This is a genomic window from Dictyobacter vulcani, assembly GCF_008974265.1.
Lineage (GTDB): Bacteria > Chloroflexota > Ktedonobacteria > Ktedonobacterales > Ktedonobacteraceae > Dictyobacter > Dictyobacter vulcani.
The window spans coordinates 26036-38217 of record NZ_BKZW01000004.1 but is presented as its reverse complement, the minus strand read 5'-3'; the positions used below and the strand labels follow the sequence as shown (position 1 = coordinate 38217).

Here is a 12182-nt window from a genome sequence, read left to right as displayed (position 1 = left end):
AATTTTTACAGACACATATTTTCGTACAGGATACCCTTACATAGACGCATATGGAAGAAAATCATGGCTAGACTATACTTTCGGACTATATAGCGTGCCAGAAAGCCACATCAATGAGTCCTGATCGACTCAACCCACCCACTGCTTGAATGGCTCATAGCATATGTCAAAAACATTGAATCGTCAAAAAGTATTCCATGAGTCCAATGCGTTACGTATCATATTGGAAGACAGCAATATATGCAAGACCTTCCCATCCCAAAACAGGACCTTTGAATAAGATTTAACCGGGTTGGGACACGAATTGGCACCGGGAACATTGCTGTGAGAATTGATGTTATAGTATACGTACGTTTAAGCATGGATACATGTTATCAGGCCTATTAAAAACAATCGTGAACGCCGCTCACATGATTGAATGGCAGGGGGTTAATTGTTATGAAGCCTATCAGCGGCCAATATGAGTGCGTGCATAGCTCTGGTGTTGGCCTGGATTACTTTACGTCGCGCATCGATCGCCTGACGTTACAAACAACCGGGCGATTTGTGCTGACAACGCAAAATCGCAGCCGGGCCGTCAATGCCGCCCAGTCTTTGATGAAGGGACAGCAGGTTTCTTCGGCGGCTCCGGAGACGAAGCTGGAGGGAAGCTATAGCCAGCAGAATCTGGTGATATTGCTGCAATTTGATCATGGTGGAAGCGAACAGGCTCAGTTGGATTCCGATGAGGCCGGCCTGCAGATTGGTCCGAACCATTTCAACAAGGTGTCGGATTCAACCATGCTACCCCCGACCCATCGGTTGCAGAAGGATATGGATGATATCGCAAAGGGCATTAAGATCGCAACCACGCTGGGTGGAATGGCAGTGAAGGCCGCGAAAACCATCCAGGGCACAATCCAGTCGGTACAGGAAGCGGGCACGCAACAGAAAACAGCTGCAGATGGAACATCTGCACAGCCGCAACAGTCAGGAACGCCAGTCTATCAACCACCGGCACAGCAGCAACCGCCAGCGACGCCAGTCTATCAGCCGCCAGCGCAGCAGCAACAACCGGCAACGCCAGTCTATCAACCACCAGCAAGCCATCTTGAAACAATCTTTTGTGATCAATGCGGGGCACGTATTCGTTCCGGCAAACGCTTCTGCAACACCTGTGGAGCACGCCTGCCGTAAAAAAGAGCAAGCAGGCAGACATCAGCGAGCTTGCTCTTTGCGTAGATATTCGTAGGCAGTGATAATGCGCTGCATCTCTTTGGGATCACCACCACAATCAGGGTGGTGGCGTTTCGCCAGTTTGCGATAACGCCGCTTAATTTGTTCCGGAGTCGCATTCGCCGGAAGCTCCAGCACAGCCAGCGCCTGCTGGCGCTGCAGCAGCGGTCGCGCAGGATTGGCACTACTTTGCCAGAAGGTCCGCACCCCAAAGCGGACCACATCCCATAATAAAGAGACAAACGGTTTAGGTGGTCGCGAACTCATTTTCTTCTTTTTCTACTCAATGCTAGCTAGAACTTTTACATGTCCCTATACTATACGCTATTCCACTCCACAATGAAACGCACCTATGGCATCACGCGTGAATAATATAGATCAGAAAGAAAAATTTCATGGCCCTTCCATCAAAAAAATTTCAGGCAATGTTATCAACACAGGTATTATGTCAGTATTTTTTACTGGGAGCAGTATCAGAAATTACAATCATCAATCTATAATACGAAACAGCAGACCCAAGCATGGAGGTGTTTTCATGGCAAGTGAAACCCATACGGAGAGCGAATCGCTCAAAGACAAAGCAACTGGAATAATCTCAGAAGCGCCAAAAAAAGCCAAATCTTTCCAGCAATTTTTCAAGAAGTTTGGCAACGACTGGGCCACGACATTCGCAGGCGCCCTCGCCTACAGCCTGTTGACCGCGATGCTGCCCATTGCCATCGCGCTGGTAGCCATCCTGGGCTTCGTCTTAACCCTGATTCCCGGACAACAGCACAGCACAGCGATCCTGAGCGCCTTGAAAGCCATCCCGGGATTACAATCGGTCCAGCAAGATCTGGTCCAGAGCGTCACCGACAGGCTGGCCAAATCGGCCGGTTTTCTGGCCATTATCGCCGTTCTGCTGGCCGTCTTTGGTGGTTCACGACTCTTCGTCGCCATTGAAGGTAGCCTGGATATCGTCTACCGCGTACGCCCACGAACATTCGTGAAAAAAAACCTCATCGCCATCATGATGATGCTGATCTTTACCGTGCTGGTTCCAATTATGGTTTTTGCGGCCGCACTACCCGCAACCATCCTGCACATTGTCAGCCAGAATCCTTCCATGAAAGCGATCCCTTTCCTCTCAACGGTAGCCGCTAACGGCTTCATCATCCAGCTAGGAGGTTATGCGGGCGGTCTGGTGTCCGCGTTTTTACTGTTTGAGGCCATCTATGTTATCGTCCCCAATCAGCGTATTAATCCACGCAACAGCTGGCAGGGAGCCATCGTAGCCGCCATTCTACTGGAAATCTTTATCTCCCTGTTCCCGCTCTATACTTCCAACCTGCTGGGAACCTACCAGGGACAGATCGGTTTAGCCATCGTGCTGCTGGCCTTCTTCTACTACTTCGCAGTCATCCTGATGTTAGGAGCCGAAGTCAACGCCTTCTTCTTCGAGAATGTACGCCCACTTCCCAATGATCTGGGCACCTTCGTCAGTACCATGGGCGGCAAATTGAATCAGGACAGACCAGACGCCGAAGCGGACAGTCATATCAATTCCAAGCCGACCGAGCAGGCAGACTATGCCCATATCGCGCATACACGCCACGAAGAAGAAAAAAACCAGCGCAAAAATCTGGAGAAGCAGGAACGCATCATGCGTCCCCAGATTCAGCAAGATCAGAAGCAACGCAAGGAAAAGGAAAAAAAAACTCAATCTGGTAAAATGGCCACCACGATTGGCGTGGTGGCAGGATCAGTCTTAACGGTGCTGATTGAGGGTCTGCGCATACGGCGCGGCGGCAAATAACTGCTGCACCACCTCTGAAGCGAGACCGGACCAGCTAAGTCCATGGGCAAGTATGGCAGCGCCCCGGGCAACCTCAAAGCCAGCTGGTTCGGTCTCGCTGTGTGGAAACAGAAAAAACTGATAGCGATCCGCGAAATATTCCAGCACAGCATCCTTACGCTCAGCCTCGGTCCGGGAAAGCAACACCACATCTTCCAACTGATGAATCGCCAGCATCGCCGCCAGATCCCTGGTCAATTGCTCAAGGAGAGCCTGCTTCTGCAGATCCGCAGGACCATTCAGCGCCACCCATTCCCCATTGCCATCCACGATCTGACCATTGCGTAGCACCACCAGTCGATAGGACGCGGCACGCAATTCCAGGCAGCAAAAATTCAGCTCCGACCAGCCTGCATCCTGCTTGCGCATACGATAGAGCAGCAAAGCCACGATGCATAGCATGTCCGCTCTCCCCAGTCCGGGTCGCAAGAGCAAACGATATGGCGGAACCGTAGCCAGATGGCGAACCGAAGGCAGCACAAAGACGCGTTGCGAAAGAGAGCACAGGTCAGCCAGAAAGCCTGCCAGAGGTGTAGCCGCCAGCGACTCATGTGGATGTGAAGAGAACGCTGTTTCAAACGGCGTCGAGAGCGCAATACTCACCTCAGGATAGCAGCCACAGGTCTGCTGAAGATACTCCTCAAGCGCCGTCACAGCCGCAAATGTTCGACACTCCAGCACCGCCTCATCCTCCACCAGACAGGTTCGCCACTCATTCGTAGCATGCTCAATACCAATACTAACCGCCATACAAACTCCGTCACTTACAAAATACGCGCAAGAAAACGCTACACGCCAGCTATCTCGCGCCACCAGAGACGCGAGTGCTGCCATTATAACATGCTCGCAGCCGTGAAGGCTGCCGTTACGATGGCGGAACACATTTCTTGACGCGACATCGATTCATCTGCTACACTTTGACTCAACTAGAGAAAATAACCTCTACCTACATTTCTGGCGACTTTGTTTGCGATGAATATTTGCACTCTCTATGCCCTAAAAGCATTTTCCTGAAGAGGTCTGATTTATGCGAAGTAAAAGCCCAGCATCTACCAACAGTCAGGAGCATACGCGGCTGCTCAAAGCGTTGCGGGAAAGCGAGTTGTTGCGGGAATTGTCAGAGTTGCTGGCTTCTTCTCTGGATACGACGCGTATCTTACAGGTGCTGGTGAAACGGGCAACAGAAGTCTGCGAGCTCTCGCGGTGTGCGGTCTGGTTACTCGATGAAGCTCAGAGCAAATTTCAGCCTTCGGCCTACCATATGTCGACCCAGAATCTCAAGAGTAAGGTGTTGCAGGTCGCGGACCGCATGTGGCACCATAGCTCGATTGCGTTTCATAATCCTGTCATCGAACGGTTGCTAGCCCAAAACGGGCTACTGATCGTCGATGACCTCTCCACGGAAAGCTCACTCCAACCACTGGCCGAGAAATTTTTTGTGCGCTCAGTACTGCTGGTCGCCCTGATCCGGGAAAATCGGCCTGTGGGTATGATGTGCCTGGATAATCCAGGGGCCACGACCAAATTTACAATGGACCAACAACAACTGGCGCGTGCCATTGGACAACAGGCCGCGGTGGCGATCGATAATGCACGTCTATATCAAGAAGCCCAGAGCGAGCGCAACCGGGCTGAGCGCTTAATTGAAAGAGCACAATCCATTTATCAGGTGGCGATGGCAGTCAATTCGGGCGAGGAATTGCCGCGAGTATTGGAAATTGCCTCTGAGCATCTGGCCCATGGACTGCATAGCGAGCACGCAATAATCGCGTTGTTAGAGAAAAATCAACTGAAGCTCAGCGCACCATCCAGGCGCTTGCGGGGCGTGCAGGTTCCGGATGCAAACCTGGCCAGTTTTGTCCATTGTGGCAACGCCATCAAAAATCAGGCTCCACAGTTTGTCCAGTGCGAGCAACTCAGTACTGCCGAGCGCGACTGGTTCCAGTATCACCAGTTGGAGAACGTGTTGATCATTCCCTTGCTCGTCGGTGGCACCCAGCAACCTGGCAAAGAATGGATACCATTTACGGAGAAACGCTGCGTTGGCTTTGCCTTTGTCAATTATCACAGCACCAGCAAACCACCCTCATCAGGCTACGTGGCCTTCGCCCAGGATATTGCCGCCCACTGCGCCCTGGCAATTGAGAAGGCCCATAATCTGACCGAGGCTCGACGGGCGGAAGCCCTGGCGAATGAACGCGCCAACACACTGGACGCGGTCTTCAACGCCATGAGTGAAGGCCTGGTCGTGTTTGATGCCAGCGGCAAAGTGGTGCTGAGTAACGACAATGCGACCCGCTTCATCGGCCTCTCCCGCCAGACCAAAAAGCAGCTCGCCACCTATCTGGAACAACATCCCGCCTACACCCTCTCCGGTCGACCACTGGACAGCGAGCAGTTTCCACTCACTCGCGCCCTGCATGGCGAACGTGTCCGCGGCGAGCGCTATCTCCATAAAAGCCACGACGGGAGCGAACACGCGATCGAGGTCAATATCGAGCCCTTGCTGGACAACGACAAAAACAAGATCGGCATTGTCAGCGCCTTTCGCGACATCACCGAACAGGTCCGCGCCGAGAGGAGAATACGCCTCGCCCTCGAAACCATGCTCCACGCGGCTGAAGCCGTCTCAGGTATTACCGACATCAAAGAGATCCTCTACCGCGTCCTGGCCATGACCCTGACCGCCCTCAACAGCGAGCGCGGCGTCGTACAAATGTATCATGAACAGCAGCAGAGCTTTAGCCCCTTGCTATCCATCGGTTTCAATCAAGACGAGCTTGGCCCCTGGCTTGAAGAACAAAACCAATGGTTGACGCCCGCGAACACGCAATATGCAGGACTGCACGAACAGATGCGGGAAGGACATGCGACCCTGGTCAGTCGTGACCAGGTCATAGATTCAAACGAGGATAGCGGGGGCATCATCATGCATACCCTGGTCCTGGCCACGCCTATCACCCATAACAAGCAACTCCTCGGCATCATGCTGCTGGACCGCTCAACCCGGCACAAAAGCCCGGTTGACCAGGGTCCACAGACGACACGCCCCCTACCGATCCTGGAATTCAACGCCTGGGATATGGCAGTGATCGAAGGCATCGCCCAGTTTGCTGGAATGGCAATCGAGCAGACCCGCTGGCAACAGGAAGCCGAGATCGCACGCACCAATGAAGCCAGTATGCGCGAATCCAACGCGCTCAAAGACGAATTTCTGGCGATCACCGCCCATGAGTTCCGCACTCCCCTCACTGTCGTCCTGGCCCACAGCCAGATGATGTCGCGCATCCTCAACCGGACCGCCGAGGTCGCGCCAGAGCTCAAGGAGCGGCTCGACGAAAGTATTTTCTACATCGAAGAGCAGGCACGCCAGCTCACCAATATCGTCAATACGTTTCTAGAGGTCACCCATATTAACCGTGGCCAGATCGAACTCAATGCTGAAGACCTCGATATCGCCGAAATCACTGCCGCCATGGTCGCAAAATACAGTATGACCGCCACCAACCACCAGATCAACTGTATCATCCAACCAGCGCCAGCGCCTTACCGACTACGTGGAGACCGCGCCCGCCTGCAACAGATCTTCGTCAACCTGCTCCAGAACGCCATCAAATACAGTCCATTGGGAGGTCCGATCACCATCACGCTGGCGCAGCCTCCAGCGGGTCATGATGCCCCAACCATCGAGATAGTCATCGCCGACAAAGGTATTGGCGTCCCACTCGATGCCCAGGACCACCTCTTCGAACGCTTCTACCGCGCCCACAACATCGGCAACAGCCAGACCAGCGGCATCGGCCTCGGACTCTATATCGTCGCCGAATTTTTACGCCTGCACGGTGGCAGCATCTCCGTGCAGAGTAGCGGCATTCCTGGAGAAGGCAGCCGCTTCATCATCACCCTTCCGCTGCTGGTGTAATCCTTCCCTGGTAGGAATGGCAGAGGTAATCGACCGCAAGGGGTCGAACCTACTGCGCATCATAACGTCTGGTTGGTGGTGGTAAATAAAACAGCCACAGGCGCCTCTTCGGATTCACGGGTCGGGACAGGAATGGGAACTGGTTTTCTCCATGAGAATTTGAGCTGACAGAGCTTTTCCCCAAGGCGGATACCGGGTAGCTCGATTCTGCGGTAAAAGATGACCGAGAGTGGAACGGCCGTGACACAGAGCCAGAGAACATAGACGCTATATTTAGCGGGTCCACTCCAATTCATAACCTGGAAGCGCGGCAGGATTGTGGTCAGGAAATAGAGGACAAAGGTATCATGCCACATATAGAGGCTGAAAGAAATAAAGCCAAGCCAGCGCAGCGGAGACCACTCAAAGGGACGCTGGAGCCAGCGCGGTCCATGCAAGATAGCAAAAAGGCAGAAGCCATAGCTCAGAGAAAAGCCGACCTGCATAAAGATGTCCCGATAAGCTTGTAGAAATTCTTGATACGGGTCCAGAAAATGCAGGCTACGGGTGAACATGTAGATGACATAATAGTGCCAGAGGTTGACCACACATAAAAGCGTCAGGCCCAGCACAAAGCTAAAAGGCGCAAGCCGAGCCAGCACACGCCTGGTTTTCCAGATCGTAGGAGCTTGCTGGCAATAGACATAGACCATGCAGACAAGCATACCAATCGCAAAAGATTCAAAAAACTTGCCAACCGTACCAAAGATAAAGGGACGCAAGCCATCTGCTACGCTATGCGCGATCAGAAAATCCAATTGATTACTATCAGCCATCTTGAAGCCCCAGTAACGGGTCGCCATACCCCAGGCGAACAGGACAAGCAGACAAAAGGTTAATTTCAGCACACGAAAATGCAGACTTCCCCAGCGCACCAGCCAGCGCATAACCCATGCCAGCAAGGGCAGCAACAGATAAAATTGAAACTCGATCGCCAGGGTCCAGAAGGGAGGATTTAATTGCTGATAGGTCGCAGGAAGATCCATGCGGAACGTCAAAAACAGCCATAATTTATCTCTGTTCGCTGGCAACAAATACTCAGGACTCCAGTAGAGCAGCAAGAGAAAGAGCGTCACATAATAAGCTGGCAAGATACGGAAGACACGGCGAATATAAAAGCGCCGCAGGGATGGCCAATCGCCACCAAATAACATAGCCCTGGCATAGGGCAAAAATAGGAGAAAGCCCGAGAGCACAAAAAATAACAAGACGCCACTCTCTCCGATCAATCCCAGCGAGCTAACCATAGCCCCCGTATTATCCAGGGCCGGCACCCAGATATGCCCAATATAAGACCAGAGATTCAAGTGGAAGCTCACCACGCCCAGACAGGCCAGAGCACGGACACCATCCAGAGCCCGAATGTTTTTCTTTTGTTTGCCATCCTCCAGGGTAGCAGTAACGGACTGACTACATGTTTGTAACCACAGCACAATGCTAGCTATTATCTGCCTTCGCCACATCGCAACACCATCCTTATCGTCGTCAGCAATTTGCTTTAATTTCATTGTAAAGTATAAAAAAAATAGTGGGGTATGGCCATAATGACAACGAAAAAACGCGTTCGGGATGCAGACTAGCTATTTTGTTTGCCAGCATTCAAATGACGGAAGAATCCCAGCGCTGCCGGTACGAAAAATAGTGGAGAAAAAAGCACGTTTGTGATGCAGACTAGCTGAGTTAGCCAGCATTCAAATGGCAAGATATGAAGCGTGACCCGCCTCCATGGTGTGATTGAAAGTCACGCTTCAACTATGTGCAGGCCAGGGGAATTATTTGTACGTATAATGCGTCTCTATATATAGCAAGCATAGATAGCCTGGGTGAATACTTACTGTATAGGCGTCGCTTTATATATCCAGGTCAAAGGAGACTCATTATGCAACCGAGCTTCGATCCACAGGTGAAGCAACAGCCACGCATAGGTAAGTTCACGCTTATCAGTCTATTGGGGATTATAATCCTGCTCGGCGGCACACTATTATTCATGCTAAACAACAAGCAACAACACATAGACATACGACAGTCAGCCAACAATCCACCGACAAAGCCAGCCTCTACCCATCTCTTCCTGTGGAGCACAGGCACAAACCAACCAGCCAGCAGGAGCATATTCACGCTTAATCCAACCAATGGACAGGTGATATGGCAGCATCGAGTAGCGAATAATATGCTGGTAGGTCTCCAACTGGCAACCCGGAATAACTTCTATCTGACAGCACAAGATGGCAATGTCTATGCTTTTCGTGGACGCGATGGACAAGGACTCTGGCATACAACGATGAGCCATGTGACCGATAAATATTCTACCGGGGCTCTGCTGATGTATTACCAGAGTCTCATTATTGATGCCGTGACAGATACGGACAATGGCCAGGGAGACCTGTATGCACTGGATGAGCAGAGTGGTAAAGTTGCCTGGCATACGCCGTTTTCATGCATAAAATCAACCTCCATCCAGTGTAGAGGGGGTGTGCACTGGCTAATGGCAAATGGCATCATCTATGGTCTGGCTACCGATGGTATCACAGCCTGGAGTGCTACTAATGGACATCCCCTCTGGCACAATACCTCCACCTTCAACAACGGACAACCACAACATATGGTCGTAACGAATAACAAACTTTATATCAGTAACTTCTATCCAACCATAAATGTCTTGAATGCACACACAGGCCAATCACTCCAGAATATAACAGCACCTGAGCAGGGCAGCAGCGGCGTCGTGTATGATCTGGCCGCAAGCACGGATACCGTCTATGTGCTTGGTGGACGCACCATCTCCGCCTATCAGGCCAGCAGCGATAAGCTACAGTGGAGTCAGATCCATCCATATCACTCAATGGGAAATATCGTAGCCAACAATAGTGGCGTTGGTGTGGTGTATTACGATATGTTCTCGGGCGGACTGGCTATGTCAAAGGATCCGGTTATATCAAAGGATCAAAACAAAACTGATGTGTATTTCCTGCGAGCACAGGACGGGCGTCAGACCTGGCATAGCCTGGTACCGTCAACTGCTAGTTTTGATTCTCTACATATGGTCAATGATTTGATTTGTTTCAGCGGTTTAAATAGTATCTATGCACTTAAGAGCAGTTCGGGTCAACAACGCTGGCATTTCTCACAGACAGGCTACCTGTCCAGTCCGCTGGCTGATTAAAATAATATGCGCTTGAGAGCCCCCGCGTACCGGCAGCGCTGGTCGCTAATACTTTTCGGTTAGCGAGACGTTGAGAGATGGTTCGACGTGACCAGCAAGCCAGGTGTACGTGGAGAGGGCGCCACACGCGGAGGCCGCACTGCTGCGTTTGCGCAGGCCAGCGTGCAAGCACGACGCGCAGTGCTGTGGCGCCTACAGGGATCGTGTGTGCTGTGGCCGTGGCCTGCTCGCGCAGCAACGTGGTGGGAGAGCGCGTGGATCCTTCTCGAAGAGGATCACGAAACAGGATCCGTCTCGGTGTAGGCGCCACAGGCATGCGATGCTCTTTGTGCCCCTCGCTCCATGATCACGCCGCATGCCGGCCTCCGCGTGTGGCGCCCTCTCCACGTATGATTCGCTGCTTTTCTCCACCATGTTTTTTATGGTCACAAAATGCTTAAACGAAACGTATTGGCGACCAGCGCTGCCGGTACGAAAACCTGCTCATACGTCTAGAGGTCGCAACAATGAGGAGGAAATGGGGGGGTTAGTCGCCGTTAGCTAACCCCGTCCGTTCTTTGCGGGCCGTGCTGGGTGGGCACTTAAAAAAGTTCTCCCAATAAGACAATGTAGTTGAATGATGTGCGCATGGTTGGTGGTGCTGTCAGGTGGACGGTAAAGCCGACCTGGGACTGGAGGGTAATATATTGCACGACCACAGGACCTGGATTACTGGTCAGCGTGGTTAGCACAACACTGGTTGAGGTGATATATGGATTGGCGATCGTTGTCTCACGTTGCCCGCTGGCAAAAAAGCCGCTTCCAGAGAGCGCTCCCTGGGGTGCTTTTTCTAGAGTGCCGTTGAGAATGTCAGATGGTTGATGCGCCACATCAGACTGGCTTTTATCAACTATAGGAAAAGGACACTGGGTAGTGCCTGGATCTGACTTTGGCTCGGTGCGTGATCCCCCTATCGTTGGCAGGTGCACGCTGGTTGAACCTCTCTCTTGGTGCAGCGGCGCGATCGCCTTCAGGTGGATACCTGTTGTATTCGCTCCCGCCTGCTCCGGGACTGGCGTCAGAGAATCTTTGACTTCCGACAACGATGGATTATGCTGAGACGCCGCCAGGCGCTCTTTCTCTTTCAGTGAAGCCGCGCCTGGCACCACCTCCAGGCGAATCCTCGTGGTGCGGCCAGCCAGGCGTTGACGGCTATGGGGATCGCGGGAAGAAGTTGGATAAGGAGAATTACTCCTATGGATATCCTTTGGGAATGCTCCGGTCATGGTCGAAGCGGTACAGACCTCGATGTCAGCGATCGAGGCCAGCGAAGACGCCTTCAGGCTCCTTGAGATCTCGCGTGCCGCCGGCTCCAATCCCACAGGTTCAGTCAGATGTTCCGAAGCCGAGAGTGAACTGGTCGCCGTGTTAAAAGCCACAAAAGATGAGGTCAAGCGCTGCGCAAAACGCAGCAAGGCATTGGTATTTTGGGCGGTCGGATGCGATTTCCGCTCCCCATCCTCAGGCGAGGAAACAACGACATATGAGCTATCATCAGCGCCCGGAGCATGATCAGAGCGAATCGCCTCAACCGTCCGGGATTGCAGGCTAAAGCGGGGTGGAACAAGCGAGGTATCGTGCACTGAGCGTGTAAAACTGGTCGCCCCCCGTCCATCTTCATCCACCCAGCTAAAATCCCCTGAAGAAGCATCCCCCAATGTCTCCTCAACCGAGACCGAGAGACCTCGGCGCTCACGTGCCACACGCGAACGCCATGTATGCTGATTTTGTTCCTCATGTTCTTGATTCAAAACCATCACAGCTGCTTTCTTTTCTTATGTTTAAACATACTCAGTTGGCATATGCTATCTCAATGCGTCTCATTGACACTACAATCTTGATAGCATCTCAATGCATCTTATCTGTCAATTGCTCCCCATTTATAACACAATTTACAGATATACTATACATGTTGAAATACATAGAGGCAGTATAGCATAGTATCGACAGATAACGTGCATAGATAGCAC

Annotated in this window: 9 protein-coding genes; 4 read left to right on the top strand and 5 right to left on the bottom strand. The window is 52.1% G+C overall.

What is annotated here, in order from left to right; all coding sequences use genetic code 11:
* Positions 1-438 precede the first annotated feature (438 nt).
* Positions 439-1176 carry a zinc ribbon domain-containing protein gene (locus KDW_RS27440; RefSeq protein ID WP_151759120.1) on the top strand — a complete coding sequence of 246 codons (738 nt, stop codon included), beginning with the start codon at positions 439-441 and terminating at the stop codon, positions 1174-1176.
* Positions 1177-1197: 21 nt separating this feature from the next.
* Here KDW_RS27440 and KDW_RS27435 read toward each other — a convergent pair whose 3' ends face one another.
* Positions 1198-1482, bottom strand: coding sequence for a J domain-containing protein (locus KDW_RS27435; RefSeq protein ID WP_151759119.1), 285 nt, complete (start codon positions 1480-1482; stop codon positions 1198-1200).
* A gap of 268 nt (positions 1483-1750) precedes the next feature.
* Between KDW_RS27435 and KDW_RS27430 the strand changes: the two genes are divergently transcribed.
* Positions 1751-3010, top strand: coding sequence for a YihY/virulence factor BrkB family protein (locus KDW_RS27430; RefSeq protein ID WP_162005660.1), 1260 nt, complete (start codon positions 1751-1753; stop codon positions 3008-3010).
* Here the strand turns inward: KDW_RS27430 and KDW_RS27425 are convergent.
* Positions 2963-3799 (bottom strand): DUF1464 family protein, encoded by an 837-nt coding sequence (locus KDW_RS27425; RefSeq protein WP_162005659.1) that lies wholly within the window; start codon positions 3797-3799, stop codon positions 2963-2965. The genes KDW_RS27430 and KDW_RS27425 overlap by 48 nt on opposite strands.
* Positions 3800-4076: 277 nt before the next feature.
* On the opposite strand from KDW_RS27425, the gene KDW_RS27420 reads away from it, so the two are divergent.
* Positions 4077-6971, top strand: coding sequence for an ATP-binding protein (locus KDW_RS27420; RefSeq protein WP_151759116.1), 2895 nt, complete (start codon positions 4077-4079; stop codon positions 6969-6971).
* A 59-nt stretch (positions 6972-7030) separates the two neighbouring features.
* Here KDW_RS27420 and KDW_RS27415 read toward each other — a convergent pair whose 3' ends face one another.
* Positions 7031-8473 carry an acyltransferase family protein gene (locus KDW_RS27415; protein ID WP_162005658.1) on the bottom strand — a complete coding sequence of 481 codons (1443 nt, stop codon included), beginning with the start codon at positions 8471-8473 and terminating at the stop codon, positions 7031-7033.
* A 416-nt stretch (positions 8474-8889) separates the two neighbouring features.
* Between KDW_RS27415 and KDW_RS27410 the strand changes: the two genes are divergently transcribed.
* Positions 8890-10173: an outer membrane protein assembly factor BamB family protein gene (locus tag KDW_RS27410; RefSeq protein WP_151759114.1), complete on the top strand. Its 1284-nt coding sequence runs from the start codon at positions 8890-8892 to the stop codon at positions 10171-10173.
* Here KDW_RS27410 and KDW_RS27405 read toward each other — a convergent pair.
* Together KDW_RS27405 and KDW_RS27400 are read right to left on the bottom strand one after the other, a co-directional pair.
* Positions 10100-10489: a hypothetical protein gene (locus tag KDW_RS27405; RefSeq protein WP_151759113.1), complete on the bottom strand. Its 390-nt coding sequence runs from the start codon at positions 10487-10489 to the stop codon at positions 10100-10102. The genes KDW_RS27410 and KDW_RS27405 overlap by 74 nt on opposite strands.
* Before the next feature lie 265 nt (positions 10490-10754).
* Positions 10755-11969, bottom strand: coding sequence for a hypothetical protein (locus tag KDW_RS27400; RefSeq protein WP_233097937.1), 1215 nt, complete (start codon positions 11967-11969; stop codon positions 10755-10757).
* Between the last annotated feature and the right edge of the window lie 213 nt (positions 11970-12182).